Source organism: Streptomyces anandii JCM 4720, assembly GCF_014650655.1.
Taxonomy (GTDB): Bacteria; Actinomycetota; Actinomycetes; order Streptomycetales; family Streptomycetaceae; genus Streptomyces; species Streptomyces anandii.
Genome location: NZ_BMVJ01000005.1, coordinates 9,989 through 36,864, shown reverse-complemented (window position 1 = coordinate 36,864; position 26,876 = coordinate 9,989). Strand labels below are relative to the sequence as shown.

Sequence of the window (26,876 nt, the reverse complement as noted above, 5' to 3'; positions counted from 1 at the left end):
GTGCCGTGGCCGGCGAGCCGTTCCCCAAGGACGCGTTCGGTCTCGTACTGCGGCAACGACGCGAAGCCGTACGGCACTTGCGGGGGCACCGCCAGTTCGATTCGGGTCTCCAAGGACCCGTTGACGTAGACCAGTTGTCCACGCAGGGGCGTCGCGGCGTCCAGCGCGGCCCGCGCCACTCCGCTGCGTTCCCATATCTCCAGGGTCCTGGGCTGGACGCCCACGGCCTTGGCGTAGGGCAGGCGCTCCGGCAGGCGGTCGACGATCCGGCAGTCCACTCCCCGCCGGCGCAGTTCCAGGGCCGCGGTCAGGCCCACGGGGCCGGCACCCGCGATCAGGACTTGGGTATCGGTCATGCGCGTCTCCCGATCCGTTCCCCTCGATGGTCCCGCGGGGCACGGACCACCGCCACCGGGCGGTTCGCCCAGAGCCGGTCGCGGCGGTGGAGGACGCGGCGGGAGGAGGAGGCGGCGGGAAGGCGGCCCCGGGGACGGGACCGCCCTCCCGCCGGATCGCTCCGCGTCGCGGCTACTTCACCACGGTGATCCGGTCCGCCGCCGTCGGCGCGTACGGCGCGGAGGCGGAGGAGTGGGCCGTGAGGTAGGCGACCAGGGCCGCCAGGTCGTCGCCGCCGACGAGCTGGTCGGTGCCGCCTGCCAGCTCGGTGAAGCCGTCGCCGCCGCCCGCCAGGAAGGAGTTCATGGCGACGCGGTAGGTGGCCGCCGGGTCGACCGGCTTGCCGTCGATCCTGATCGAGTCGGCGACCACGCGGTCGGCGCCCGTCTTGGTCAGGTCGAGGGTGTAGGTGACGCCGGAGGAGATCTGGAGGATCTTCGGCACGGCGGCGTTCGCCCCGCTCACCTGCTGCTTCAGCACGGTGATCAGCTGGGCGCCGGTGAGGGTCTTGAGGTTGACCGTGTTGCTGAAGGGCTGCACCGCGAAGCCCTCCCCGTAGGTGACCACGCCGTCGCCCTCGCTGCCGGAGGCCGCGTGGACGAGGTCGGCCCGGATGCCGCCGGGGTTCATGAGGGCGAGGTCGGTGCCGCTGTCCAGCGTCCTGCCGTACGCCAGCTGTGCGTCGGCGACGAGGTCGCCGAGCGGTGACTCGGGGGTGTCCCCGGTGCCGCGCGTGATGTCCCGCGCGATGTAGCCGATCGGCTTGTCGGCGACCGGGGCCGCGAGGGCCTTCCAGTGGTCGATGAGCCGCGTCAGGTCCGGCGCCTGGGGCTGGGTGCGGTCCACGACGTGGTTGGAGCCCTTGACCGAGGCCCGGACGATGTCGTGGGTGCGCCAGTCGTACTTCATGTCCAGCTCGGTGAAGAGCCGGCCGTAGGAGGCGGCGCTGGTGACCAGGCGGGGACGGCCCGCGGGGTCGGGGATGGTGCAGACGTAGGCGTTGTGGGTGTGCGCGGTGACGAGGGTGTCGACCTCCGGCGAGACCTTCTTGGCGATGTCCACGATCGGGCCGCTCAGGCCCGAGCCGCTGCCGCCCGCGTCGCAGTCGTAGTTGTACGCGGCGGAAGCCGGGTAGCCGCCCTCGTGGATCAGCGCCACGATCGCGTGCACGCCCTGGCGCCGCAGCACCTTCGTGTACGAGTTGATGGTGTCGGCCTCGTCGAGGAACTTCAGCCCCTTCACGCCGTCCGCGGAGACGATGTCCGGGGTGCCCTTGAGGGTGACTCCGATGAAGCCGACCCGTACGCCCTTGACGTTCTTGACGACGTACGGCTTCAGCAGCGGCCGGCCCGTGGCCTCGTCGACGACGTTGGCCGAGAGGATCGGGTAGCGCGCGCCCTTGAAGGTGCGCCCGGGCTCGTAGCAGCCATCGACCGGGTGGCAGCCGCCGTTCTGCAGCCGCAGCAGTTCCTTCTTGCCCTCGTCGAACTCGTGGTTGCCGACGCTCGTGACGTCCAGGCCGAGCTTGTTCATGGCCTCGACGGTCGGCTCGTCGTGGAAGAGGCCGGAGAGCAGCGGGCTGGCGCCGACGATGTCGCCGGCCGCGACGGTCACGGAGCGGGCGTGGCCCTCGCGGGCGGTGCGCAGGCTGTTCGCCAGGTAGGCGGCGCCGCCCGCGTCCACGTTCTTCGTGGTGCCGTCGGGCTGGAGCTCGGTGACGCGTCCGGAGGAGCCGGCGGGGGGCTCGAGGTTGCCGTGGAAGTCGTTGAGAGCGAGCAGCTGCAGGTCGGTGGTGTGGTGACTTGGGTGGCTCTGGTGGCCGGGGTGACTGCCCGGACGGGCCGCCTGGGCGGGCGCGGCGGCGGTGAGCGCCCCCAGGGTGGCGAGAGCCGCGGCCGTGGCGAGAGCGGTGGAGAGCGCTCTTCGCGGAGCCGGGCGGCGTGGACGTGTCGGTGACATGGGCCCCCCTCTGACGTGATCGGTTCAAGAACGGGCGAACGGCCGCAGCCTAGGGTCAACGCGCGTAGTTGTCAGGAGCTTTGCGATGACGACCAGGTTTCCGCCGGGGGCGTTCGGCGCCGGGGGCGCGGCCCGTCCCGGCTCGCGTCGCGTCGGGCTGGGGCGACCTTCGCGGGGTCCGCGGCCGGGAGGCTCGGCACGGCGACCGAACAGCCCGGCGCGCGACCGGGGGGGGCTCGGTGCGGTTGCTCAGGTCCCCGGGACTCGCTCGGTGGGGGGCGGCGCGAGGAGGGCCGTGAGGGTGAGGGCGGCCCAGCTCAGGGCCGTGACGACCGTGCCGACGCGGCGAATGCGGCTCGGCAGGGTGGTGCCGAGCAGCACGGCGTCGCCCACGTCGGAGGCGACGCGTACCGCGGCGGCGGTGGCCAGGGCCGGGCCGGCCGGGGCGACCAGCATGGCGAGGCCGCTCGCGGCGTCCCGCCAGGCCAGCGGCCGCAGCACCATGGCGGTGTGCGGACCGGTGCCGCCCTCCGGGTCGACCAGGCCCGTGGGCCGCGCCAGCCAGTCCGGCCGGCAGGCGACCGCGATCCCGTAGGCGGCCGTCGCCGCGCCGACCGTCCGCAGCAGTTCTGTCCGCACCGCACGCACCTCCACCTTCGCGCTCACGTTCACGATCGCCTTCCCCACCGATGGGCCGGCGGCCCCGCTCGCCCATGCCTACCCGCCGCGTCCCGCGTGTCACCGGCCGACCGGCCGACCGGACCAGTGACGCGCCCCTCGCACCGTGACATCCGGGGCGTGGCGGGTAAGTGATTCTGCAGACCAGCGGAACGCATGGATGGCGCGGCACAGTGGAGGAACGCCATGTTCGAGGCCCAGGACGTCCGCCAGTGGCGTGGACACGCGGTGCACGGCGCGGACGGCAGCAAGATCGGTGAGCTGGAGGCGATCTACGTCGACACGATCACCGACCAGCCGTACTTCGCGACGGTGAAGACCGGCATGCTGGGGCGTCAGCGGCTGGTCTTCGTACCCCTCACCGGAGCCACCGTGAGCCCCGGCCACCTCAACGTCGCCTTCGACAAGAAACACGTCAAGGACGCTCCCGCCATCGACACCGACGGTGAGCTGCCCGTGGAGGAAGAGCCCGCGATCTTCCGGCACTACGAGCTGACGTACCAGCCAGGATCGGCCGGGGAACGGCGCCTGGCCCGCCGGTAGGCCGCCCGGACCGCTCCCGTTCCTGACCGGGCGTCATGGACGGGAGCGGTGGTGGTGCGGGCGGCGCCCCGCCGGGTCACTCCTTGGCCGACTGCTCGGGGATGGACTTCTCGGGCGGAGGCGGGGGCGGCGGGCGCGGGGGGCGGAAGATGATGTCCTCGTACGCCTCCATCGCGAGGACGAGCAGCAGCATGGCCACGGGGACGAGCACGGGCAGCAGAATCACGAGGCCTCCCGGAACGCGGTGACCAGGCCTGTGAGCCGCACTTGACCGGCGGGCGGGTGCGGTGGGCGGGGCGGGTCTCTTCCAGCGTGCGCTCCCGCGCGGTGTCCCGCAGTCGCGGTTGCTCTGTTCGGGTGCTCCGTGCGGGAGCTCCGTGCGGGAGCTCGGTACCGGAGCTTCGTACGGGCGGCCGGCCGGGGCCTGTGCCTCTTCTCACATTTGCGGCCGAAAAGGGCGTTCCGTGACGGCGGCCACTTCGCCTCGCGCCCGCTTTGTTTAGGTTCGCTCTTCAGTGCCCCCTGTCCACATCCCCGCCGAGGCCTGCCTGACCATGCCCCAAGCCTTCTCCCCGTCGTGTACGAAGCCCGCGCCGTCCGTGCGCCGCGGGCGGCGCCGCGCCCTCGCCTGCGCCGGTGCCCTGCTGGCCTCCGTGACCACGCTCCTCTCCGTCGGCACCGCGCACGCGGCGCCTGCGTCCGCTGCACCGGCCACCGCACCGGCCACCGCGCCCCAGGGCAAGCCCCGGGTGACCGCCGCGGTGCTCGGCCTCGACGGCGGGAGCCGTCAGCCCACGCTGTACGGCGACGACGCCGCCTACGACACGGCCAGCATCATCAAGGTCGACATCCTCGCCACGCTGCTGCTCCAGGCGCAGGACGCCGGACGGCACCTCACCGCCCAGGAGCGCGCGCACGCCGAGCCGATGATCAAAAGCAGCGACAACGCGGCGGCGAACGCCCTGTGGCGGCAGATCGGGCAGGCGACCGGCCTGGAGTCGGCCAACAAGCGCCTCGGCCTGACCGCCACGAAGGGCGGCCCCGGCGCCCGCTGGGGGCTGACCCGTACCACGGCGAGCGACCAGATCCGCCTGCTGCGCGCGGTGTTCGACGGCCAAGGCACGCCCTCGGGATCCAAGACGCCGTCCAAGACGGCGTCCAGTGCGCTGACCGAGGAGTCCAAGGCCTACATCCGTACGCTGATGACGCGGATCCAGAGCGACCAGGCGTGGGGCGTGTCCGCGGCGTCCGGCGCCCAGTGGGCACTGAAGAACGGCTGGTTGCAGCGCAACACGTCCGGTCTGTGGGACGTCAACAGCGTCGGCCGGATCACGGTGAACGGTCACCACTACCTGGTCGCCGTACTCTCGGACGGCAGCCGCTCGATGGACGAGGGCGTCACCCTGGTCGAACGAACGGCCCGCCAGGCGATCGCCGCCGCCACCGCCGGCAACTGACGCCTGCTCGTCGGGGAGTTCGGTGTCCTCGCCCACGAGGTAGACGTACCGTCCCAGCCGTGGCGAGGTCGCCCCTGGCCGGCCGGGACCCGGGTCTCGGCGACTTCGACGGCGACCGCTGCAACGACCTGATCGTCCGCATGCCCGGCGGCGAGGCCCGTCTCTACACCCCGGTCTGCGGCGGACTGCCCACGCCGGACTCCCCCTACACGCGGCTGTCGAAGGACTGGAGCGGTATGACACCCTGCTCGCCGCCGGCGACCAGACCGGCGACGGCCGCCCCGACCTCCTGGCCCGCGACGCGGCCACCGGCGACCTCTACCTCTACGCCCACGACGGCACCGGCCACTTCCGCCCCCGGGTCAGGATCCGCTCGGCGTGGACGGGCTACCGACGCGTCGTCGGCGCCGGAGACCTCGACGGGGACGGCATCGGCGACGTCCTCGCCCTGGACAAGTCCGGCGAGCTGTGGCGCTACGACGGCACGTCCGCCGGCAAGCTCAAGGACCGCGTCCTCGTCTTCAAGGACTGGGGCGGCAGCTACAAGGACATCGTGGGAGCGGGCCACGTCGACGGCGACGGACGTGCCGACCTCGTCTCCCGCGACACCACCGACGTGCTGTGGCTGAACGCCGGCACGGGCAAGGGCACGTTCAGGAACCGTGTCCGGTCCGGCGAGGCGGGCTACTGGAAGAGCTGGGCGTCACTGGCCTGACGGCCGCCGCGCCTCCGCCGCGCGTGGTACCGGTCCTCCCCGCCCGCCTGCGGCTCGGGCCGCGCCGGGTCGGGCCGGCCCGCGCGGGTGGGGGGCGACGGCCGGGGAGGACCGGCGATCATGGGTACGTCCGGTACGGGCCGCGGTCGCGCAGCGGCCCGTACCGGGTGAACGGAGCGGTCAGCGCGCCGTGTTCAGCTGGGCGAGTGCCTTGGCAAGGCCGTTGGCCCACAACTGGTTCACCCGGGCGCGCTCGTTGGCGTTCGGGTAGCGGTTGGTGCAGGACGGGCCGGGGCCGCCGCCCGACATCAACTCGCTGCAGGGGCCGCTGTAGTGGTCGGGCAGGCCGAGCACGTGGCCGGTCTCGTGGGCGGTGACGCGGATCGAGTCGTACTGCTGGTTCTGCGCGTAGTCGAGGAAGATGTAGCCGCCACCGTGGCCGTCGGTCGAGGCGTAGGACCCCTGCGGGTCACTGCCCTCGTAGTAGGCGAAGTCGGCGTTGCCCGTCGTCGCGCGGAGCTTGACGTTGGACACGGAGCTGTTCCAGATGGAGGCGGCGCTCGATATCTGGGAGCGGAAGCTCGGCGCCTGGGAGGCGTTGTAGTAGACGGTGACCGACTGCAGGTCCGGGTGGGCGGCCTGCTTCTTCGCCACCGACTTCACCACGGCGTCGAAGAACGCCTTGTTGCCGGCCGCGTTCTCGGCCGAGCCGGCGTAGCGGGCGTACGCGGCGGCGTGGGACGGGGCGGCCGGGCCGGCGCTCGCCGGGGTCGCGGTGCCGAGCGCGGCCGAGGCCAGGCCGAGTCCGAGCGCGAGGGCCAGGAGTCTCCTGGAGGCGCGTGCGGGCTCGGCGGCCGTCTGTGACGACTTCATGTGGGGTGCTCCTACTCGTTCCTGTGGGGTGGTGAACGATGAGTTGCACTGGAGTGTCGGGCAGCGGGGCGGCCGTGCGGATGATGGCAACCGGTGATAGCCCCGGGGCTATCGGGGCCGACTCGTGCGGATCCGTTCGGATTTGAACATCTGGTGCGGCGCCCGCCGCCCGCCCTACGCTCCCCCCATGGAGCTCGAGGTGAGGCACTTACGTGTGCTCTGCGCCATCGCCGAGGCCGGCAGCCTGCACCGGGCCGCCCGCCAACTCGGCATGGCGCAGCCCTCGTTGAGCACCCAGCTGCGTCGCATAGAACACACCCTCGGCGGCCCGCTGTTCACCCGCGGCCGCACGGGCTGCCGCCCCACTCCGCTCGGCCACGCGGTGCTGAGCCGGGCCAGGCCCCTGGTCGCCGAGCTCACCGCGCTCGTCACCGAGGCGCGGGCCGCGGCGGCCCGCGCCGCCGGCGGTGTCCACCTGCGCATCGGCGCCACCGCCAGCCGGGCCATACCGGGCTGGCTGCGCCGGCTGCGCGCCCGCGAGCCGGGCACCGAACCCACGCTGCAGATGGACGTGTCCGCGAACGCGCTGCTGCGCATGGTCGCCGCCGGCCGGCTCGACATGGCGTTCGTGCACGAGGTGGAGGGCAGCCCGCTGCGCGTTCCGCCGGGGCTGTGCCTGCGCGTCCTGGTCGAGCGGGAACCGCAGTTCGTCACCCTCGCCGTGGACCATCCGGCGGCCGCGCGGCACGAGGTACCGCTCGCCGACCTCGCCGGGGAGCGCTGGATGGTCGACTCCACGGTCGACGGCGAGTGGGACGCCCTGTGCCGGGTGCTGCGCGAGGCGGGGCTCGAGCCGGAGATGCTGCACGGCGACTACCTCACCGCGTACTCCCTGGCGGCCACCGGGGAGGTCGTCACGGTCAGCCAGCCCACCGCGCACCCCCGCTCGGACCTCGCCATGCGGCCCCTGCGAGGGGACCCGATCGGCGTACGGCTGCTGCTCGCGGCCCGTACCGAGGACGAACTCGACTTCGGCTTCGGCGAGTTGGAGGAGGCGTACTGGGAGGCGGCGCGTCAGGCGCCGGCCTACCGCGACTGGCTGGAGCGCAGGGGCGTCCCCTGGGCCCCGCACGCCCTGGCGACGACGGCGGACGCCACCGCATGAGCCGGGGGCACCGGGATTTGCCTTGGAGTGGACTCCAGCGTTCACACTGACCGCGACCGAGACCTTCCCGCGGACAGAGAGGCGGCAGCGGATGGACACCGAGACCACGCGCCGTGCCGGGCACCCGTTGCCCTACGACAGCTACCGGCAGGCCATCGAGCGGGAGACCCTGCGGTTCGCCGAGGTGACCGGGGGCGCGGAGCCCTCCACCGCCGTGCCGTCCTGCCCCGGCTGGACGCTGGCCGACCTCACCCGGCACGTGGGCTCCCTGCAGCGCTGGTTCTGCGCGCTGCTGACCCGGCGGGTGCAGGAACCGCCGCGCGACCGTGACGTGGACCTCGGGCTGCCGGAGCGTGCGGACGAGTGGCCCGCGTGGGTGGCGGCGGGCGTGCCGGAGGTGGCGGAGGTCCTGCGGGACACGGACCCCGACGCGCCGATGTGGACCTGGGGCGAGGACCCGCACGCGCGGTTCTGGGCGAGGCGGATGCTGTGCGAGACCCTGGTGCACCGGGTGGACGCGGAGCAGGCCCTCGGCCTGGAGCCGGACATCGACCCGGTGACGGCGGCGGACGCCGTGGACGAGTTCCTCGTCAACCTGCCGTACGCCCATCTCTTCGCCCCCGAGGTGGCCGGGCTGCGCGGGACCGGCGAGACCCTCGCCTTCCAGTGCGCCGGGCCGGACGGCGGCACGGGCGAGGAGTGGCGGGTGCGGCTCGATCCCGGCGGATTCCGTCCGCTGCCGCCCGCCGGAGCGGGCGCCGCGCCCTCGGACACGCCGACCGCGACGGTACGGGGAGGGGCGGCCGATCTCCTGCTCCTGCTCTACGGGCGGCGCTCGTACCGGGATCCCGCCTACGAGGTGTCCGGGGGGACCGAGGTCCTCGACCGCTGGTTCGCCCACACCGCGTTCTAGACCCGTTCAACGGGGCAACCCGGTCGGTGCGGGGCGCCCGGCCGCGCCGGCCCGCACCGCACCCCGTGACCGCGATCGAGGAGGACAAGATGCCCATCGACACCGTCGAACGATTCCTCGTCGCTCTCGACCCGCACCACAGGGAGCAGGTCCAGCGGCTGTCGCACGAGGAGCAGGTGAAGCTCGCCGACGCCTGGGAGGCGGAGCTGCGGCAGGACACCGACCTCGACACGCTGAGCGAGCTGTCCCCGCCGGCGGCGGAGAGCGAGGCGGCGGCCCGGGTGGCGGGCAAGCTGCTCGAGTAGGGGCACCGGAGGATTCGCTGCCCCGGAGGGGCGGGGACGCACCTTTTTGCGGTGCCGCAAGGGGTCGTACAGGACAAAAGCGTGCGATTTGGCGTCACATCGGACCATGCCCGACCATGGGTTCCGCCCGGCGATCCCGGGCACCAGTTCGAAGAGAGGCGCACCACCCCATGCACGTCACCGGAACCGTCCCTCCGCCGGCTCCGGCCCCGCAGGAGACCCCCGCGGCCCCCGTCCCCACCGAAAGCCCCGTCGGAAGCTCCACCGAAAGGCCCGCCGGTGATCCCGCCGGCAGTGCCGGCAGGCACGCCCGCCGCTTCGGGCTGCCGGTCGCGACCGCGCTGGTCATGGGCAACATCATCGGCGGCGGCATCTTCCTGCTCCCGGCCTCCGTCGCGCCGTACGGCACGGTCAGTCTGATCGCCTTCGCCGTCCTGACCGTGGGCGCCGTCGCCCTGGCGCTGGTCTTCGGCAGACTCGCCGAGCGCGACCCGCGCACCGGCGGACCCTACGTCTACGCCCGCGAGGCCTTCGGCGACTTCGCCGGATTCCTCGCCGCCTGGGCGTACTGGATCACCACCTGGGTGTCGAACGCGGCGCTCGCCGTGGCCGCCGTCGGCTATCTCGACGTGCTGATCCCGGTGAACGGCCACCGCTGGACCGCGTGCCTGGCCGCCCTCGCCCTGCAGTGGCTCCCCGCGCTCGCCAACTTCGCCGGCACCCGCTACGTGGGCGCCGTCCAGATCGTCTCCACCGTGCTGAAGTTCGTGCCCCTGCTGCTGGTCGCGGTCGGCGGGCTGTTCTTCTTCGACCCGCGCAACCTCGGCCCCTTCCACGCGGGCGGCGGCAGCACCCTCGGCGCGGTGTCCGCCTCCGCCGCCATCCTGCTCTTCTCCTACCTCGGCGTGGAGTCCGCGGCGGTCAGCGCCGGCGAGGTCAGGAACGCCCGGCGCAACGTGGGCCGCGCGACCGTCATCGGCACCGCCGGCGCCGCGCTCGTCTACCTGCTCGGCACGCTGTCCGTCTTCGGCACGGTCGCCCACGACCGCCTGGTGACCTCCACCGCGCCGTTCACCGACGCCGTGAACGCCATGTTCGGCGGCGCCTGGGGCGGCTGGGCCGTGGCGGTGGCGGCCCTGGTGTCGATGACCGGCTGCCTCAACGGCTGGACGCTGCTGAGCGCCCAGACCCCGTACGCCGCCGCACGCGACGGCCTCTTCCCGGCCGCCTTCGCCCGCCGGCGGCGTGGCGTGCCCACCGTGGGCGTCGGCGTCACCGTCGTCCTCGCCTCGCTGCTGACCGTCTACAACTACGCCTCCGGCTCGGGCAAGGTCTTCCAGACGCTGGTCCTGGTCACCACGTTCACCGCGACCGTGCCCTACCTGCTGGCCACCGCGGCCCAGCTGTTCCACCTGGTCTCCGGGCGGGGCGAGCGGGTCGACCGGGCGCGGCTGGTGCGGGACGGCGTGATCGCGGCGGTGGCGACGGCCTTCTCGCTGTGGCTGGTCGCGGGCGCCGGGTACGCGGCGGTCTACCAGGGCGTGCTGTTCCTGTTCGCGGGCGTCGTCGTCTACGCGGTACTGGCGGCCCGGCGGCAGCGGACCGTCTGAACCTGTGGAATTCCTGTCCGCGCACTGTCCTCGTACTGTCCACGTCCTGTCCGCGCCCCGTGTTAAAGAAAAGTACTGAGTCTGATCAGAATTCACTAGAACCGGCCCGCTTCGGCGTCGGCGGGCCCGCGCGGCGGTGAAACTGCTGCGCATGGCTACGACAGTCCTCGAACCGAACGCCCCCGCCGGCGCGAGCCGCCGCGCACCCTGGAAATCACCGGCGGGGCAGCCGGGATACGCCCGTCCGGCGCTGCTCGCCGTCACCGCGCTCGCCGCCGTGCTCTACACGTGGGGAATCGGTCACAGCCAGTACCACACCTTCTACGCCAACGCCGTGCGCAGCATGACGGAGAGCTGGAAGGCGTTTTTCTACGGCTCTTTCGACCCCGGGAATTCCATCACGCTGGACAAACTGCCGGGATTCCTGTGGCCGCAGGCGATTTCGGCCCGGCTCCTCGGTTTCCACCCGTGGGCGCTGACCCTGCCCCAGGTGCTCGAAGGGGTGGCGAGCCTGCTGGTGCTGCACCGCGTGGTGCGGCGCTGGGCGGGCGTCCCGGCGGCGCTGATCGCCTGCACGGCGTTCGCGCTGACCCCGGTCGCCGTGGGACTGTTCCGTACGGCGGTCGAGGACCCCGCCTTCACCCTGTGCCTGCTGCTGGCGGCCGAGGCCACCCAGCGCGCCGCGCGGGACGGCCGGCTCCGCCCGCTGCTGTTCGCCGGCGCGTGGGTGGGGCTCGGCTTCCAGGCCAAGATGCTGGAGGCGTGGGCGGTGCTCCCGGCGCTCGCGCTGGTGTACCTGGTGTCGGCGCCGCTCACGGCGCGCAGGCGGCTGGCGCACCTCGCGCTCGCGGCCCTGGTGACGACCGCGGTGTCGGCGTCCTGGATCCTGGCGGTCAGCCTCACCCCGGCCCGGGACCGGCCGTATGTGGACGGCACCACCGACAACTCCGCGTTCAGCATGGTGGTCGGCTACAACTTCCTGAACCGCTTCTCCTCGCTCGGCGTCAGCGCGGCCTCCACCGGCAGTGTGAGCGCCACGCAGGGCGGCGGCGGCAAGAACGGCGGCGGTTCACGGGCATCGCGGACCGGGAGGCTCGCGGGAGCGGAGGCGCGCGGCACCCAGGCGCTCGGCGCCGGGACGCCCGGGGCCGGCGGTGCGGCGCCCGGCGGGGCCGTCGGCCGGGGCGGGGGCGGGGCCGGGCAGGACGGCTGGGGGAAGATGTTCGGCACCTCGCTCGCCCCGCAGACCGGCTGGCTGTACCCGTTCGCCGCGGTCGCCGTCGTCTGCGGTCTGCTGTGGCGGCGCGGGCGGCCGCGCACCGACCTGCCGCGCTCCGGTTTCCTCCTCTGGGGCACCTGGCTGGTGACGTACTTCCTGGTCTTCAGCGCGGGCAGCGTCGGCGGCCACACCTACTACATGGGGGTGATCGCGGTGCCGCTGGCCGCGCTCACCGGCGGCGGCGCGGCGCTGATGTGGCGGGCGTGCCGGGCGGGCGGCCCGCGCGCCTGGGCGCTGCCGGCCGCGGTGGCCGCGACGGCGGCGTGGAGCGCGTACCTCGCGAGCCGGTTCCCGGACTTCCTGCCGTGGCTCGCGCCCGCCGTGGGCCTGCTCGGGCTCGGCGCCGTCGTACTGCTGGTCCTGGCCCGGCCCGGGTCCGCCGCCCGGCCCGGCCGGCTCGCACCGGCCGCCGCGGCCGTGGCCCTCGCGGCGGTGCTGATCGCGCCGAGCGCGTGGGCGGCGCAGGTCTTCAACCCGGCGTACGGCAGTTCCGGCATGGGCGCGGTCGGCCCGTCGGGCAGGGGCCGCTCCCACGGCGGCGTCATGGCCGCTTCCGCCGCGCGCACGGGCCGGGCCGTCTGGGGCCGCGCCACCGGGCGCGACGGCAGCGGTGCCCTCGGCCGCCCGGGCGCCCCCGCCGGCTCCGGCGGTCCCGGCCGCTTCGGCGGGTTCGGCGGCTCGCGCGGCTTCCGCGGCATGGGCGGCATCGGCACGGACGGCGGACTCACCACCGTCCAGCGGAAGTTGCTCGCCTACACCACCGCCCACCGGGGCTCGGCCGCCTATGTGTTCGCCACCTCGGGCTGGAACAGCGCGTCCCCGTACATCCTCGCCACCGGCGCGCACGTCCTGCCGCTCGGCGGCTTCAGCGGCCGGGTGCCGTTCCCGACCCCGGCCGGTTTCCGGCACTTGGTGGACTCCGGCGAACTCCGGTACGTACTGCTCGGTGGCGGGCGGGACACGGGGGGTCCGTCCGGCGGCTTCGGCGGCTCCGGCTCCGGCTCCGGCAGCACGACGTCGGCCGCGAGGATCGCGGGCTGGGTCCGCTCGTCCTGCGCACCCGTCCCGGCCTCCGCCTACGGAGCCGCCGACGGGACGGCGACGGACGAGGTTCTGTACCGGTGCGGCCCGGGGCGCTGAACCGCACCCGCGCGCCCCGATGCCGACCACTTGCCGACCACTTGTTTCCAGCCTCTGGCCACAAGGACATACCGAGCGGTATACAAGCCCGGTCGAACGTGCGACGGCGCCGCCCGCCGGTGTCCGCCGCACGTCAAATCCGGTGCAGGGGGAGGGCGTTCATGGCGCATGACACACACCCGGGTGGCGTGGGGCGACGGCGTGGCTGGCCGGTGACGGTGGGGGCGGCGCTCGGGGGCTGCGCGCTCTTCGCCGTCTCCGCGACCCCCGCGTCGGCGCACGGCGCGGGCCCGGGCGGAGGCGGGGGGCGCGGCACGGACTACGTGGCGCTCGGCGACTCCTACACCTCGGGCCCGGGCATCCCCCGGCAGGTCGACGCGGGCTGCGCCCGCTCGGACCACAACTACCCCTCGCTGGTGGCCGCGGCGCGCGGGGTGAGCACCTTCAAGGACGTCAGCTGCGCCGGGGCGACCACCGAGGAGATGTGGAAGCCGCAGGGCACGAACGACGCCCAGCTCAACGCGGTGGGACGCGACACCGACCTGGTGACGGTCCAGATCGGCGGCAACGACGTCGGCTTCGGCTCCATCATCGCCACCTGCGCCCGGCTCGGCTCGCAGCAGCCCGCCGGGGACCCGTGCCGGCAGTACTACGCCTCCTCGGGCGTCGACCAGCTGGCGCTCAACGTGCTGCGCACCGCGCCGAAGGTGGACCGGGTGCTGCGGGCCGTGCACGCCAGGGCGCCGCACGCCCGGGTGGTCGTCGTCGGCTACCCCGATCTGCTGCCCGACGACGGCAGCGGCTGCTTCCCGTCGGTGCCGTTCGCCTCGGGGGACTTCCCCTATCTGCGGGACACCGAGAAGCGGCTGAACCTGATGCTGCGTCTGGTGGCCGCGTGGAACCACGCGGAGTACGTCGACACCTACCGGCCCACACGCGGCCACGACATGTGCAAGGCGCCCGCGGACCGCTGGATCGAACCGCTGCAGCCCGCCTCGCCGGCCGCACCCGCGCACCCCAACGCCAAGGGCGAGCAGGCCATGGCGGACGCCGTGCTGGGCCTTGCGGCCAGGGGTCACGGCCACCGCTGAATACCGTCGGCACACCGTCGACGGCCCGGCCGGAGCGCACCGGCCGGGCCGTGACGTGGGGCCACCGGGCCCCGCTCAGCCGGCGTTGGGGCGGGCGAGCCCGACGTCGTAGGCGAAGATCACCGCCTGGACCCGGTCGCGCGCCCCCAATTTGGCCAGCACGCGGCCGACATGGGTCTTCACCGTCGACTCCGACAGCACGAAGCGGGCGGCGATCTCGCCGTTGGTCCAGCCCTTGCCGATGGCCACGAGGATCTCCCGCTCGCGCTCGGTGAGGGAGTCCAGGCGCCGGTCGGCGGCGGAGCCGGCCGGGTGGGGCGGGACGTACCGCGCGAACTCGTCCAGCAGGCGCCGGGTGAGCGCGGGCGCGATGACCGCGTCCCCGACCGCGACGGCCCTGATCCCGGCCAGGAGTTCCTCGGGGCGCGCGTCCTTCAGGAGGAACCCGCTGGCGCCGGCGCGCAGGGCCGCGTGGACGTACTCGTCGAGGTCGAAGGTGGTCAGCACCAGGACGCGCGAGCGTTCGCCGGCGGCGACGATGCGCCGGGTGGCCTCGATGCCGTCCATCCCCGGCATCCGTACGTCCATGAGGACGACGTCGGGCCGCAGTTCGGCGGCCATGCGCACCGCCTGGGTGCCGTGCGCGGCCTCGCCGACCACCTCCGTCTCCGGGACGGAGTCGAGCAGCAGCCGGAACCCGAAGCGCTGGAGCGGCTGGTCGTCCACGACCAGCACGGTGGTCACCGGGCACCGCCCGAGGGCGAGAGGTCGAGGGTGGCGTCCACGCTCCATCCCCCGCCCGTCACCGGTCCCGCCTGGACGCTGCCGCCGTAGAGCGCGGCTCGCTCGCGCATGCCCACCAGCCCCTGTCCTTCCTCGTTCGCGGGTCCGGTCCGGGCCCGTCCGGCCGCGCCGGTGTCCTGGACGCGGATGCGCACCCGGGTGTCCTCCACCATGATCGCCAGCCCGACCCGGCTGTCGGACCCGGCGTGCTTCAGCGTGTTGGTGAGCGCCTCCTGCACGATGCGGTAGACGGTCAGCTGCACCCCGCCGTCCAGGGCCTCGACGTCACCCGCGGTGCGGTACACCACCTCCAGCCCGGCGGCCCGCACACCGGCGCACAGCGCGTCGACGTCCCCGATGCCGGGCTGCGGGCTCAGCTCCGGGCCGTCCGGCGGCCGCGCGTCCGCGGTCTCGCGCAGCACGCCGAGCAGGCGCCGCAGCTCGTCCAGGGCCTGGCGGCCGGTGTCCCCGATGAGGGTCAGGGCCTCCTTGCCGCGCGCGGGTGCGACGTCGGTGGCGTACGCGCCCGCGTCGGCGAGGGTGATGATGACGGACAGGTTGTGGCCGACGATGTCGTGCATCTCCCGGGCCACGCGGGCGCGTTCGGTGGCGGCGGCGAGCCTGCTGCGCTGGTCGCGTTCGATCTCCAGCCGGGCCGCCCGCTCCCGCAGCCCGGCGAGCTGGGCGCGGCGGATCCGTACCACCAGGCCGAGCGCGAGGGCCGCGGTCGCCGTGCTCAGCAGGAAGAACAGCGCGTCCCAGACGGACACCACCCGCGCCACGCGCAGCGCGACCAGCAGCAGTCCGGCCGCCATGACGGCGCAGGCCCAGGGCAGCTGGCGCAGCCGCCCGTGCAGGGCCAGGCTGTAGAGGGCGATGAACAGGGCCACGTCCGCGCGCAGCGCGGCGCCCAGCGCCCACTGGAGCACGAACACGGCGGCGATCGTGCCGAAGGCGACCACGGGCCGGCGCCGCCGCCACAGCAGCGGCAGCACGAGGCCGGCCTGCAGGGCGAGCAGCGCCGGGGCCGGCAGCCGGGTGAACGCGAGCCGGAACCGGCGCGGGCCGTCGCCGTCCGCACCGCCCGCGTGCAGCAGGTCCGGCAGGCAGAACAGCAGGAACGCGGCCAGCACGACCGCGGTGTCCAGCACCCAGGGCCGGGCCCGGTCGGCGAGCCGCAGCCGCCGGCCGGCCCGGCCCAGCCGGGCGGCCAGCGGCGCCAGCCCGCCGATGTCCTCACCACTGCTCACGTACGTCACCCGGTCATGGTGCAGTGCTCACACGTCACTGCGCACCAGCCGGTACGCCGCGCCCGCGAGCGCCAGCACCGTCCAGCCGAGGAAGACCAGCAGCCCGTCGGCGGGCGACAGGGCCCCGGCGTCCTGGGTGAGGGCGAACATCGACTGGCCGGCGTTGCTCGGCAGGTAGGGGCTGATGTCGCTCTGCCAGGAGGTGGGCAGCAGCGTGACCAGGCCGGGGATCAGCATGAGGGTGGCGACCAGTACGGAGATGCCGCCCGCGACCGAGCGCAGCAGGGCGCCCAGGGCGATGCCGATGACCGCGACCAGCCCGAGGTAGAGGCCCGCGCCGAGCAGGCTGCGTACGACACCGGAGTGGGACAGGCCGAGGGCCGCGGGCGTGCCGGAGAGGATGCGGCTGCCGAACACGAAGGCGACGAACGCGCCGGCCGTGCCGAGCACCAGCGCGACCGTTCCGAACACCGCCGCCTTGGACCACAGCACGGGCAGCCGGCGCGGAACGGCCGCCATGGTGGAGCGGATCACGCCGGTCGAGTACTCCCCCGCCGTCACCAGCACGCCGAGCACGCCGAGGGCCAGCTGGGCGAAGTTCGTGCCGAAGAGGGAGAGGCTGACGGCGGTCGACCGGGCGAAGTCACGGTCCATGCGGCCGGAGCCGATGCCCGACCGGTAGCGGGTGGCGGCGATCAGCCCGAAGGCGACCAGGAACAGCAGGCCGAGGCCCAGGGTGATCCAGGTGGAGCGCAGCGACCAGAGCTTGGCCCACTCCGCGCGCAGGACGCGCCGTCCGGTGACCCGGTAGGCGGGGCGTGCGGGGGCGGCCTCGCGCTGCCCGGCGGTCGTGGTGAGGGTGGTGCTCATGCCGGCCTCCCGAGGGACTCGACGCCCGTCGTGCCGTGGTACTCCACGGCGTCCCGGGTCAGCTCCATGAAGGCGTCCTCCAGGGACACCGTGCGTGCGCTCAGCTCGAACAGGGCGATGCCGTGCTCGGCGGCCTTGAGGCCGATCTCGCGCGCGGTCAGCCCGGTGACCTGGAGTTCCTCGGAGCCGACCCGGCCGGTGACGACGACGTCGGGGCCGGCGAGCACGTCCCGCAGCCGGGCCGGGTCCGCCGTCGCGACCTTCACGGTGTCGCCGCCGGTCTCGCGGATCAGGTCACGCACGGTGGTGTCGGCCAGCAGCCGGCCGCGTCCGACGACGATCAGGTGGTCGGCGACCAGCGCCATCTCGCTCATCAGGTGGGAGGAGACGAACACCGTGCGCCCCTCCGAGGCGAGTTGGGTCAGCAGGTTGCGGATCCACAGCACGCCCTCCGGGTCCAGCCCGTTGACCGGCTCGTCCAGCATCACCGTGTGCGGGTCGCCGAGCAGCGCGGCGGCGATGCCGAGGCGCTGGCCCATGCCGAGCGAGAAGGCGCCGGCCCGTTTCCTGGCCACGCTGCCGAGACCGGCGAGCTCGATCACCTCGTCCACCCGGCGGCCCGGGATGCCATGGGTCAGGGCCAGCGCCTTGAGGTGGTTGTGGGCCGAACGCCCGGGGTGGACCGACTTCGCCTCCAGCAGCGCGCCGACCTCCTGCAGCGGGGCGCGGTGCTGTGCGTAGCGGCGGCCGTTGACGGTCACCGAGCCGCTCGTCGGGGCGTCCAGGCCCACGATCATGCGCATGGTGGTGGACTTGCCCGCGCCGTTGGGTCCGAGGAACCCGGTGACGGTTCCCGGCCGCACGGTGAAGTCCAGCCCGTCCACGGCCGTCTTCTCCCCGTATCTCTTGGTCAGCTGCTGTGCCTCGATCATCGGCGCTCCTTTCCTCGGCGTACGGCGCGCCCGGCTCCCGCGCGCCTCACCCGCAACGCTAGGAGCAGCGCGGGCCCGAGCCGTGGTACCAGGGGGCCGAACGGCGGTGGTGAGTGGTACCGGGGTACCACTCGGGCGACCGGTCCCGAGGAGAATGGCGTGGTGCCGATGTCGCGGAGTGATGCGGAGCAGCGGGCCGCCGCCGCACTGGTGGTGCGGCATCTGCCCGAGCGGCCGCGGGCGGCCGTGCTGACCCTGCACGGGGGCCGGCCGGACGGTTTCGAGGCGGCGCGCCCCTGGCACCCGGCCGCGCTCAGGATGCGCCCGGTGCTGCGGGCGGCCGCGCTGGCGCTGTCCCTGGACGAGGTCGTCCTCGGACAGGTGCGCTACCGGCACCGCGGCTGGAACGGCGGCGATCCGGCACAGGACGCCTTCCGCGCGCTCAGTGAGCTGGGCCGGCTCGCCGGTGAGGTGCCCGTGGTGCTCGTCGGCCACTCGATGGGCGGACGGGCGGCGCTGCGCGCGGCGGCCCATCCAGGGGTCCGCGGGGTGCTGGCCCTGGCGCCGTGGCTGCCGGAGGGCGAGCCCACCGCGCATCTGCGTCAGGCGCGGGTGGTCGTGCTGCACGGCGACCAGGACCGGGTCACGAGCGCGGGGGCGTCGGTGGACTTCGTGCGCCGGGCACGGACCTCGGGGGCGCGGGCGGGTGCCGTACTGATCGGTGACGGCGACCACGCGATGGTGCGCCGCTCGGGCCTGTGGCACCGCTCGACGGCCGGCGTCGTCGCGGAACTGCTGCGGCCCGGCGAGAGCCCCGCGGGACTGGCCGCCGAGAGCTTCACCGCGGCCGGGGCGCTCGTCCTGTAGGAGCGGCACGACGCGGATCCGTACCGGGGAAGGCCTCCGCCCGGCGGTCCGGGCGGAGGCCTTCCCCGGTACACGATCAACCGGGTCCGTGCCGCCCGCCGGTCAGTTTCCGCCGGTGCGGCGGCGGCGCCACCAGACGAGGGCGGCACCGGCGAGCAGGAGCACCACCGCGAGCCCCGCGACGGTCAGGACCTGGGCGCCGGTGCTGGCCAGGCCGCCGCCACCGCCCGTGCCCGAGGGCGCGGTCGGCTCGTTGCCGCCCGGCGCGGGGCTGCCGCCGCCCGGGTTCGGGGTGTGGGTGGCCGGAGCGGACGGCTGCCCGGTGGGACCGCCGGTGTGACTGGGCGTCGGGGTCGGGCTCTGGCCGCCCTCACCGCCGCCGGAGGGAAGCGTCCCGTCGGTGTCGCCGCCGAGCAGCAGCAGCCGGCTGTCGTCGGCGCTGTCGGTCATGGCCTTCACGGAAGTGTCCGTGGACTTGGGCAGGTTGCGGTGCTCGGTGCGGAACTCGGTCTTGCTGATGTTCCGCCTGGGCGCCTTGGAGAAGTCCACGCCGCCCAGGACGCAGCTCTTCTGCTCGCCGCCGTTCCCGCAGGGGTAGCTGTAGTCGCCCTTGGTGAAGGACTTCACGTACTCCTCCCACGTCTGGCGCGGGGTCCAGGAGGCGTTCTTGCCGCGCAGCGGCCACTTGGCGACGTTGTTGCTGTCGATGACCGGCCGGTAGTCGGTGGCCTGCTGCCGGTCCTGCAGCCGGACGTACTCGGCCGCCACCCGGGCGCTGTAGACGCGGCGCAGATCCGCGTACGCCGGGGCGGAGTTGACCTTCTTCTCCACGTCCGGGATGACGATCTGCCGCACCAGGGTCTGGTACGTCTCGCGCTGGGCCTTGGTCAGGTCGCACTCGCCGTTGGGGCTCGGCGTCTTCACCGAGGACACCTCGGAGTCGACCTTCAGCGGCGCGTCCAGGATGTAGATGCCGCCCTCGTCGGCGCGGACCTTGGCGGGCTTGGGCACGATCCAGTTGCGGACGACGGAGCCGCAGGGCAGGCCCGCGGCGCGCATCGCGTCGGAAAGCTGTTTGCCGGTGCCCTGGCGCGGGTCGAGGTCCTTGGCGTAGTCGTGCTTCATCTGCAGGTCGGCCTGGAGCAGGACGCGTCCGGCGTCGGTCTTGCCGAAGGTGGCGTCCATGATCTTGTCCGGCTGGTCCGGGTTGAGGTTGACCCAGAACTTCTCCGGCGTCAGCGCGAGCCAGGTGAAGAACGCGTCGGAGATGAGCCGCGACTTCTCCTGGCCGCCCCAGCCGGCGTCCTCGTTCGCCGCGCGGTCGGCGGAGAAGGAGTAGGTGACGCCCTTGCCCTTGACCGGCTTGCCGAAGTACGACAGTTGGAGCGTGGAGAAGTCGACCCCGCCGGGGGTGCGCACGCGCATCCCGTTCGGGTCGTTGCGGCGTATCGCCTCCATCTGGCGCGCCATGTCGGCGGGGGTGGGGCGCGAGCCGCCGACGATGCCGGTGGAGCCGCCTCGCGAGGTCGCGCCGCCGACCGAGAACTCGGTCGATCTCGCCGTGTAGTCGCCCGGCTTGAAGGTGGCGCGCGGCGTGGAGACGTGCTCGTACGTCGTCACCCGCGGCCTGCCGCCGACGTCGCCGTAGTCCCGGGCGAGGTTCTTGTAGAAGGTGCGGGTCTCTTCGTTCTGCGGCTGGCCGAAGACGCCGCGCAGCCGGTAGTCCTTGTACTTCGGGTCGCTGAGGACCGCGCGGTCCTTCGGGCCCTGCTCGCCGGCGTGGTTGGGACCGGACTTGATCTCGACGAGTTCCTTGGTGCGGTGGTTGACCGCGTCGTAGATCCGGTAGCGCTTCTCGCCGGTCCTGGGGTCGGTGTACTCGACCGGTTCCTGGCAGATCCAGTCCGGGCCGAGGAGTCCGAGGTCCTTGACGACCTTCTTCTCGAAGGCGTTGCCGCGCGGGCGCCGGGCGGCCATGTCGATGTAGGCGTCGTCCAGCCAGCCCTTGAACGAGCCGTACTCGTTGGTGCCGTTGTGGCCGTCGAGGTAGCGCTTGTAGGAGGCGTAGACCTTCTTCGGGTCGCCCTCGGGCCACTTCTTCGGGTCGTTCCCGGCCTCGTCGAGGATCTTCTGCGCCTTGGCCGGGTCGTCCGGCAGGGTCACGCCGTCCATCGCGTTGCGCTGGTTGGCGTAGGTGTAGTCGTCCCATTGGGCGGGCGGTCTGGTCGCGTCCGTGTTCCACGGCAGGCTGGTGGACGGCGAGCCGGACAGGCCGTACAACTGCTCGCAGGGGACGCCCGGCTTGGGTTTGGCCGCGGCGTCGGCCGTGGGCAGGCCCGGCAGGCCGGTGAACGTGACGGTCGCGGCGCAGGAGAGGGCGACGGCCAGCCGTGCCCAGATGCGCGCGCGTGGGTGTTGGGGTGTCGGGTGAATCACGAGTTCTCCCGGGAGCCCAGTGGGGTGGGTCCGTGTACGCGACGCCAAGGGCCCCCGTGCTGTATGGCGTCACGCACAGGACACCGTAGGCCCCTCAACGCACGGCTGTCCCATGGTATTCACGGCGCGTCGATGCCCAACTGGCCTGCGGCGCCGGATTGTTATGTGTCGCGCCGTGCCGAGGCCGGCGCGCGGGGGGCTCGTAGGATCCGGTCCATGGACACGATCGACAGCCCCGAGTGGTCCGACAATCCGCGGCTGAACGGCTGGCTCGCCGCGCAGCGGGAGGCCTTCCCCGCCTGGGCGCGGGAGGCGGGCGGCGAGTGGGACTTCTCACCGGCCTCGCTGGACCGGCTCGAGGCGCTGGTGCGGGGCCGGTTCGGCTCCTACGAGGAGGCGGACGCGGCGTCCGGGGACGCCTTCATGACCGTGGCCGCCTGGTACGTGGGCGAGGTGCAGGTGCGGGCGTTCGGCGCGGTGTGGAAGTGCGCCCCGGTCCCGGGTCCGGGCCGCTACGCGCGGACGCGTCCGCTGGTGACCCTGCCCAAGGACCAGCTCACCGAGGAGGAGCGGGAGCGGCTGCGGGAGGCCGAGGAACTGTACGAATCTGACTGGCCGTTGTGCAATCCGGCCGACGAGCTCGTCGCCCTCTTCGCCCGCGGGCCGGGGGCGCGGCTGCGGGACGTACTGGAGCAGTACGAACGCTGAACGGCCGGCAGGGCGTGGGGGCCGGGCTCGGCACCCGGCCCCCACGGGGCAGTAGCCCGGCCCCTTCGGGTCAGTCGCCGAGGGCGCTCAGCACGACCTGCTTGGCCTCGTCCTGCACCTGGCGCAGATGGCCGGGGCCGTGGAAGGACTCGGCGTAGATCTTGTAGACGTCCTCGGTGCCCGAGGGGCGGGCCGCGAACCAGGCGTTCTCGGTGGTCACCTTGATGCCGCCGATGGCCGCGCCGTTGCCCGGGGCCTCGGTGAGCACCGCGGTGACCGGCTCGCCCGCGAGGGTGTCGGCGCCGACCTGGGCCGGGGACAGCTTGCCCAGGCGTGCCTTCTGCTCGCGGGTGGCGGGTGCGTCGATGCGGGCGTAGGCGGGCTCGCCGAAGCGGGCGGTGAGGGCGGCGTAGTGCTCGGAGGGGGTCTTGCCGGTGACCGCGGTGATCTCGGAGGCGAGCAGCGCCAGGATGATGCCGTCCTTGTCGGTGGTCCACACCGAGCCGTCGCGCCGCAGGAACGACGCCCCGGCGGACTCCTCGCCGCCGAAGCCGAGCGAGCCGTCGACCAGCCCGTCGACGAACCACTTGAATCCCACGGGCACTTCGACGAGCCGGCGGCCGAGGTCGGCGGCGACCCGGTCGATCATGCCGGACGACACGAGCGTCTTGCCGACGCCCGCCTCGGCCGGCCACCGGGTGCGATGGGCGTAGAGGTAGGAGATGGCGGCGGCGAGGTAGTGGTTGGGGTTCATCAGGCCGGCGTCGGGGGTGACGATGCCGTGCCGGTCGGCGTCGGCGTCGTTGCCCGTGGCGATGGTGAACCGGTCGCGCTGCTCGATGAGCGAGGCCATCGCGTACGGCGAGGAGCAGTCCATGCGGATCTTGCCGTCCCAGTCCAGCGTCATGAACCGCCAGGCGGGGTCGGTGAGCGGGTTGACCACGGTGAGGTCGAGGCGGTGCTGCTCGGCGATGCGGCCCCAGTAGTCCACGGAGGCGCCGCCGAGCGGGTCGGCGCCGATGCGCACCCCGGCGGAGCGGATCGCGTCCAGGTCCAGCACGCTCGGCAGGTCGGTGACGTAGGAGCCGAGGAAGTCGTGGCGTCCGGTGCCCGGGGCGGCGAGCGCTCTGGTGTACGGGATGCGCCGTACGTCCTTCAGGCCGCCAGCGATGATCTCGTTGGCCCGGTCCTGGATCCAGGAGGTGGCGTCCGAGCCGGCCGGGCCGCCGCTCGGCGGGTTGTACTTGAAGCCGCCGTCGGCGGGCGGGTTGTGCGAGGGGGTGACGACGACGCCGTCGGCGAGGCCCGAGGTGCGGCCGCGGTTGTGGGTGAGGATGGCGTGCGACACGGCCGGGGTCGGGGTGTAGCCGTCCGCGGAGTCGACGAGGACGCTCACGTCGTTGGCGGCGAACACCTCCAGCGCGGTGACGCGCGCGGGCTCGGACAGGGCGTGCGTGTCCGCGCCGAGGAAGAGCGGGCCGTCGGTGCCCTGCCGCGCGCGGTACTCGCAGATGGCCTGGCTGGTGGCGGCGATGTGGTCCTCGTTGAACGCGGTGGCGAGCGAGGACCCCCGGTGGCCCGAGGTGCCGAAGGCCACGCGCTGCTCCGGCTCGCCCGGATCGGGGTGCAGCGCGTAGTACGCCGTCACCAGCCGGGCGACGTCGATCAGGTCCTCGGCACGGGCCGGCTCGCCCGCTCGCTCGTGCTGCATGGCACCCACTCCTCCACATTCCGGTGCTGCGTCCGCTCGCGTTCTCATCTTCCCCCCGCCGGCGGCGCGACCCGCAAATCCGGGCCCGCGCGGGAGAGCTCTTCCCGGCGGGTGTCAGCCCCGGAAGATGTTGACCGAGCGGGCGACCACCAGGGCCAGGGTGAGGAAGGAGACGGAGGCCTGCGACGCCATCAGCAGCTTGGCCCAGCGGGACAGCGGCATGGTGTCGGTGGGGCTGAAGGCGGTGGCGTTGGTGAAGGACACGTACAGGTAGTCGGCGAACGCCGGCTCCCAGTCCGGATGGGTCATGTCCCGGCTCTGCATCTGCGGGAAGAGGAAGTCGGGGTACACGGCTCGGCCCGCCGCGCGGGCCGCCGGGCCGCCCCGGTCCCACTCCCAGTACCACAGGGCGAAGACGATGACGTTGGTCAGCCAGATGCCCGCCGCGGCCATCAGCAGCGCACCTGCGTCATTGCCCTCGGTGCCCCGGACCAGGCCGCGGATGAGCAGGACCGCCGACCAGCCGTTGGCCAGGCTGACGAGGGCGGCCAGCGCCAGTCCGCCGCCGCGCAGCAGCGCGGTCGTCCGGCCGGCGCGGGGGTGGAAGGCAGGGAACAGCGCCACGAGGAGCAGTACTTCGAGGGCCGGCAGCAGCCAGTCCGGGTGGAAGGCCAGCCGTCCGGGCAGCAGCAGTTGCAGCGCGACCGCGCCGAGCACGGCGGCCGTCACGGCCCAGCGTGACTCCCCGTCGGTGGGCCGCCGCCAGGCCGGCTCGCCCCGCCGGTCCTGGGCCGTCAGCAGTTCCTCCAGCCGCGCGAGCCGCTCGTGCAGCCCTCTGACCTCTTCGTTCACACGCCCAGTGTGACCTACGCCGGAAACGCGGCAGAAACGGTCGGGAATCCGTCCTTCCACACCGGCTTTCGATCATCGTCCGTCACTCCTGGAGACCCGCCCCGGACGCGGCGGCCGCGTGCCTACGGTGCGACGACGGGTGGGACGGCAGACGCCGGACCGCCGCAGCCGACAACCAAGGGAGGGCGCTGTGGCGAGCGTGGAAGTATCGCTGAAGGAAATGATGACCGCGGTCGAGGGGGCGCTGGGCGCGGCCGTCGTCGACTACACCAGCGGCATGGCGCTGGGAACACTCGGCGGGGGCAAGGACCTCGACCTGACGATCGCGGCGGCGGGGAACACGGACGTGATCCGCGCCAAGGTGCGCACCATGGAGCAGCTGGGCCTCAAGGGCCAGATCGAGGACATCCTGATCACGCTGGAGACCCAGTACCACCTCATCCGCCTGGTGACCGGCCGCAACGGCAACGGCCTGTTCCTGTACCTCGTGCTGGACAAGAGCCGCTCGAACCTGGCGATGGCCCGCCACCAGCTCAAGCGCGTCGAGGAACAGATCGAGATCTAGCGCGGTCCCCGGTCCGGGCCGACGCATGCCCGTGATGTGAAGACTTCTTCAACTCACCAAGTCACCACATCAGCATGATCCCAAATCATGGATGCGGACGGCCCGGGGCGAGAAGGATCGGAAGGGAAGAGCACCGTCGCGGCGGCACCCTGGAGGTGCCGCCGCGCCCCGCACCACATCCCCGACGCGCAGGGAGCGAGCACTCATGCAGGTCCCCCTCTATCAGGTCAAGGCGGAGTTCTTCCGCATGCTCGGTCATCCGGTGCGCATCAGGGTCCTCGAGCTGCTCCAGCACGGGCCGGTGCCGGTACGGGATCTGCTCGCCGACATCGAGATCGAGCCGTCGAGCCTGTCGCAGCAACTGGCCGTCCTGCGGCGCTCGGGCATCGTGGTGTCCATCCGCGAGGGCTCCACGGTCCGCTACGCCCTCGCCGGCGGCGATGTCGCCGAGCTGCTGCGCGCGGCCCGCCGGATCCTCACCGAACTGCTGGCCGGGCGCAACGAGCTGCTGGCCGAACTCCAGGAGACCGACGCGCCCGCGCCCCCTGTGCCGACCAGCAGCCGCTGAGGCGGGTACTACGCGCACCCCGCCACGGTGTCCCGCGACGCGTCGTCGATCAGCGCGCGCTGGGCCGCCCGCAGGCGGTTCACGTCGGGCTTGACCACCTTGCGGTCGTACGTCATCAGGCCGTTGAGCTCGCCCTCCACGTCGGAGATCTGCGTGTAGACGGCACCGTTGCCGCCGCGGCAGGCCAGCGCGTGCACCTCGGCCAGCTTGCGCAGATAGTCGTCCGTGTAGGCGGACGGGTCGACGTCGACGTACGACTGCTGCACCGACCAGGCGTGTCCGGGCACGGCGAGGCCGAGGCCGCCGTACTCGCCGCTGACCAGGGCGCGCCGGCCGTCGGGATGCGGCGGCAGGGCAGGACTGGGATAGCCGTGCTCGTCCATGATGTCGCCGGCGCCGCCGTCCGCGCCGAGGTTGAGGCCGGACATGTTGTTCACCAGCCGGGTCGGGTCCCAGGACTTGGCCTGGTCTGCGACGCGGCCGACGTCGTACTGGCCCCAGCCCTCGTTGAAGACGACCCACATGACCACCGACGGGCTGCTGATGTGCTCGTCGATCATCTGCTTCATCTCGCGCTCGTACTCGGCCCGCGCGGCGGTGGACGGGTCGACGCCCGCCGTCATCGCCGGCATGTCCTGCCACACCATCAGGCCGAGCCGGTCGGCCCAGTAGAACCAGCGGTCGGGTTCGACCTTGATGTGCTTGCGGACCGCGTTGAAGCCCATCTTCTTGTGCATCCTGAGGTCGTACGCGAGGGCCTCGTCGCTCGGCGCGGTGTAGAGGCCGTCCGGCCAGAAGCCCTGGTCGAGGGTGGCCATCATGAACACCGGCTTGCCGTTGAGCACGGTGCGCGGCACGCCGTTCACCTTCCGCACCGCCACCGAGCGCATGCCGAAGTAGCTGCCGACGCGGTCGCCGCCGACGCTCACCTTCAGGTCGTAGAGGAAGGGGTCCTCCGGCGACCAGAGGCGGGCGTGCGGGATCCTCAGGGTGAGCGGTGCGCCGGTGCGTCCGGTGGCGGTGGCCACCTTGCGCCGTCCGTCGTACGCCGTCGCGGTGATCCGTACGCCGTCGCGCACGCCCCGCGGTTCCACGGTGAGCGTGCCCGCCGCCACGTCGGGGGTCAGCCTGAGCTGGTCGACGTGGTCACGGGCGACGGGCTCCAGCCACACCGTCTGCCAGATGCCGGAGGTCGGGGTGTACCAGATGC

Annotated in this window: 27 protein-coding genes and 1 pseudogene; 14 read left to right on the top strand and 14 right to left on the bottom strand. The window is 73.2% G+C overall.

The features are described 5' to 3' along the window. From IE249_RS36915 to IE249_RS10990, 3 genes are all read right to left on the bottom strand, one after another. The coding region (locus IE249_RS36915; RefSeq protein ID WP_229858104.1) for an FAD-dependent monooxygenase at nucleotides 1-356 on the bottom strand (356 nt) is incomplete at its 3' end. 172 nt (nucleotides 357-528) lie between these two features. Next, a complete protein-coding gene (locus tag IE249_RS10995; protein ID WP_189704608.1) occupies nucleotides 529-2,355 on the bottom strand; it encodes a bifunctional metallophosphatase/5'-nucleotidase in 1,827 nt (608 codons plus the stop codon). A gap of 249 nt (nucleotides 2,356-2,604) precedes the next feature. Continuing rightward, on the bottom strand, nucleotides 2,605-3,021 hold the full coding sequence (locus IE249_RS10990; RefSeq protein WP_373304367.1) for a hypothetical protein: 417 nt from the start codon (nucleotides 3,019-3,021) through the stop codon (nucleotides 2,605-2,607). Between the two features lie 198 nt (nucleotides 3,022-3,219). Here IE249_RS10990 and IE249_RS10985 point away from each other — a divergent pair, with 198 nt between their 5' ends. Beyond that, nucleotides 3,220-3,576 (top strand): PRC-barrel domain-containing protein, encoded by a 357-nt coding sequence (locus IE249_RS10985; RefSeq protein ID WP_189704607.1) that lies wholly within the window; start codon nucleotides 3,220-3,222, stop codon nucleotides 3,574-3,576. A 76-nt stretch (nucleotides 3,577-3,652) separates the two neighbouring features. Here IE249_RS10985 and IE249_RS10980 read toward each other — a convergent pair whose 3' ends face one another. Further along, entirely contained in the window at nucleotides 3,653-3,802 is a 150-nt protein-coding gene (locus IE249_RS10980) for a hypothetical protein (RefSeq protein ID WP_189704606.1), read from the bottom strand. Nucleotides 3,803-4,130: 328 nt separating this feature from the next. Between IE249_RS10980 and IE249_RS10975 the strand changes: the two genes are divergently transcribed. Beyond that, a complete protein-coding gene (locus tag IE249_RS10975; protein WP_189704902.1) occupies nucleotides 4,131-5,033 on the top strand; it encodes a serine hydrolase in 903 nt (300 codons plus the stop codon). Nucleotides 5,034-5,238: 205 nt separating this feature from the next. On the opposite strand, the gene IE249_RS39720 is transcribed toward IE249_RS10975, so the two are convergent. Further along, a complete protein-coding gene (locus tag IE249_RS39720; protein WP_268249682.1) occupies nucleotides 5,239-5,367 on the bottom strand; it encodes a hypothetical protein in 129 nt (42 codons plus the stop codon). On the opposite strand from IE249_RS39720, the pseudogene IE249_RS39990 reads away from it, so the two are divergent. Then, nucleotides 5,323-5,418 (top strand): annotated as a pseudogene (locus IE249_RS39990) (hypothetical protein); the annotation flags it as partial. The gene IE249_RS39720 and the pseudogene IE249_RS39990 overlap by 45 nt on opposite strands. A 168-nt stretch (nucleotides 5,419-5,586) precedes the next feature. After that, nucleotides 5,587-5,748: an FG-GAP repeat domain-containing protein gene (locus IE249_RS36910; RefSeq protein ID WP_229858099.1), complete on the top strand. Its 162-nt coding sequence runs from the start codon at nucleotides 5,587-5,589 to the stop codon at nucleotides 5,746-5,748. Nucleotides 5,749-5,928: 180 nt separating this feature from the next. Here the strand turns inward: IE249_RS36910 and snpA are convergent, their stop codons facing one another. Next, nucleotides 5,929-6,621 carry a snapalysin gene (gene snpA, locus IE249_RS10965; protein WP_189704605.1) on the bottom strand — a complete coding sequence of 231 codons (693 nt, stop codon included), beginning with the start codon at nucleotides 6,619-6,621 and terminating at the stop codon, nucleotides 5,929-5,931. A 187-nt stretch (nucleotides 6,622-6,808) separates the two neighbouring features. Here snpA and IE249_RS10960 point away from each other — a divergent pair, with 187 nt between their 5' ends. The 6 genes from IE249_RS10960 (at nucleotide 6,809) to IE249_RS10935 (ending at nucleotide 14,124) form a co-directional block, all read left to right on the top strand. Beyond that, on the top strand, nucleotides 6,809-7,786 hold the full coding sequence (locus IE249_RS10960) for a LysR family transcriptional regulator (protein ID WP_189704604.1): 978 nt from the start codon (nucleotides 6,809-6,811) through the stop codon (nucleotides 7,784-7,786). Between the two features lie 91 nt (nucleotides 7,787-7,877). Continuing rightward, nucleotides 7,878-8,699 (top strand): maleylpyruvate isomerase family mycothiol-dependent enzyme, encoded by an 822-nt coding sequence (locus tag IE249_RS10955; RefSeq protein ID WP_189704603.1) that lies wholly within the window; start codon nucleotides 7,878-7,880, stop codon nucleotides 8,697-8,699. Between the two features lie 89 nt (nucleotides 8,700-8,788). Then, the gene (locus IE249_RS10950) at nucleotides 8,789-9,004 is read left to right on the top strand and encodes a hypothetical protein (RefSeq protein WP_189704900.1); all 216 of its coding nucleotides are present in this window, start codon (nucleotides 8,789-8,791) and stop codon (nucleotides 9,002-9,004) included. A gap of 170 nt (nucleotides 9,005-9,174) precedes the next feature. Beyond that, nucleotides 9,175-10,614 (top strand): amino acid permease, encoded by a 1,440-nt coding sequence (locus IE249_RS10945; RefSeq protein ID WP_189704602.1) that lies wholly within the window; start codon nucleotides 9,175-9,177, stop codon nucleotides 10,612-10,614. A gap of 151 nt (nucleotides 10,615-10,765) precedes the next feature. Beyond that, the gene (locus tag IE249_RS10940) at nucleotides 10,766-13,033 is read left to right on the top strand and encodes an ArnT family glycosyltransferase (protein WP_189704601.1); all 2,268 of its coding nucleotides are present in this window, start codon (nucleotides 10,766-10,768) and stop codon (nucleotides 13,031-13,033) included. 161 nt (nucleotides 13,034-13,194) lie between these two features. Next, nucleotides 13,195-14,124, top strand: coding sequence for an SGNH/GDSL hydrolase family protein (locus IE249_RS10935; protein WP_189704600.1), 930 nt, complete (start codon nucleotides 13,195-13,197; stop codon nucleotides 14,122-14,124). A gap of 75 nt (nucleotides 14,125-14,199) precedes the next feature. Here the strand turns inward: IE249_RS10935 and IE249_RS10930 are convergent, their stop codons facing one another. The 4 genes from IE249_RS10930 to IE249_RS10915 are packed head-to-tail and all read right to left on the bottom strand — an operon-like array spanning nucleotide 14,200 to nucleotide 17,959. Next, nucleotides 14,200-14,868 (bottom strand): response regulator, encoded by a 669-nt coding sequence (locus tag IE249_RS10930; protein WP_189704599.1) that lies wholly within the window; start codon nucleotides 14,866-14,868, stop codon nucleotides 14,200-14,202. Next, entirely contained in the window at nucleotides 14,865-16,166 is a 1,302-nt protein-coding gene (locus IE249_RS10925; protein ID WP_189704598.1) for a sensor histidine kinase, read from the bottom strand. Before IE249_RS10925 ends, IE249_RS10930 begins: the two co-directional genes overlap by 4 nt. Before the next feature lie 18 nt (nucleotides 16,167-16,184). Next, nucleotides 16,185-17,027 carry an ABC transporter permease gene (locus IE249_RS10920; protein WP_189704597.1) on the bottom strand — a complete coding sequence of 281 codons (843 nt, stop codon included), beginning with the start codon at nucleotides 17,025-17,027 and terminating at the stop codon, nucleotides 16,185-16,187. Continuing rightward, nucleotides 17,024-17,959 carry an ABC transporter ATP-binding protein gene (locus tag IE249_RS10915; RefSeq protein ID WP_189704596.1) on the bottom strand — a complete coding sequence of 312 codons (936 nt, stop codon included), beginning with the start codon at nucleotides 17,957-17,959 and terminating at the stop codon, nucleotides 17,024-17,026. The genes IE249_RS10920 and IE249_RS10915 overlap by 4 nt, the downstream gene beginning before the upstream one ends. Nucleotides 17,960-18,127: 168 nt before the next feature. Here IE249_RS10915 and IE249_RS10910 point away from each other — a divergent pair, with 168 nt between their 5' ends. Next, complete coding sequence (locus IE249_RS10910; RefSeq protein ID WP_189704595.1) at nucleotides 18,128-18,826, top strand: alpha/beta family hydrolase; 699 nt, start codon at nucleotides 18,128-18,130, stop codon at nucleotides 18,824-18,826. Between the two features lie 102 nt (nucleotides 18,827-18,928). Here the strand turns inward: IE249_RS10910 and IE249_RS10905 are convergent, their stop codons facing one another. Beyond that, nucleotides 18,929-21,262 (bottom strand): LPXTG cell wall anchor domain-containing protein, encoded by a 2,334-nt coding sequence (locus tag IE249_RS10905; protein WP_189704594.1) that lies wholly within the window; start codon nucleotides 21,260-21,262, stop codon nucleotides 18,929-18,931. 216 nt (nucleotides 21,263-21,478) lie between these two features. Between IE249_RS10905 and IE249_RS10900 the strand changes: the two genes are divergently transcribed. Next, complete coding sequence (locus IE249_RS10900; RefSeq protein ID WP_189704593.1) at nucleotides 21,479-21,970, top strand: hypothetical protein; 492 nt, start codon at nucleotides 21,479-21,481, stop codon at nucleotides 21,968-21,970. A gap of 70 nt (nucleotides 21,971-22,040) precedes the next feature. Here IE249_RS10900 and pgm read toward each other — a convergent pair whose 3' ends face one another. Both pgm and IE249_RS10890 read right to left on the bottom strand, forming a co-directional pair. Beyond that, a complete protein-coding gene (gene pgm, locus IE249_RS10895) occupies nucleotides 22,041-23,681 on the bottom strand; it encodes a phosphoglucomutase (alpha-D-glucose-1,6-bisphosphate-dependent) (protein ID WP_189704592.1) in 1,641 nt (546 codons plus the stop codon). A 114-nt stretch (nucleotides 23,682-23,795) separates the two neighbouring features. Continuing rightward, nucleotides 23,796-24,533, bottom strand: coding sequence for a hypothetical protein (locus IE249_RS10890; protein ID WP_229858096.1), 738 nt, complete (start codon nucleotides 24,531-24,533; stop codon nucleotides 23,796-23,798). A 190-nt stretch (nucleotides 24,534-24,723) separates the two neighbouring features. On the opposite strand from IE249_RS10890, the gene IE249_RS10885 reads away from it, so the two are divergent. After that, nucleotides 24,724-25,098: a roadblock/LC7 domain-containing protein gene (locus IE249_RS10885; RefSeq protein ID WP_189704591.1), complete on the top strand. Its 375-nt coding sequence runs from the start codon at nucleotides 24,724-24,726 to the stop codon at nucleotides 25,096-25,098. A gap of 205 nt (nucleotides 25,099-25,303) precedes the next feature. After that, nucleotides 25,304-25,666 (top strand): ArsR/SmtB family transcription factor, encoded by a 363-nt coding sequence (locus IE249_RS10880; RefSeq protein ID WP_189704590.1) that lies wholly within the window; start codon nucleotides 25,304-25,306, stop codon nucleotides 25,664-25,666. Between the two features lie 8 nt (nucleotides 25,667-25,674). Here the strand turns inward: IE249_RS10880 and IE249_RS36905 are convergent. Beyond that, on the bottom strand, nucleotides 25,675-26,876 hold a 1,202-nt coding region (locus tag IE249_RS36905), incomplete at its 5' end, for a glycoside hydrolase family 2 protein (RefSeq protein WP_308434329.1).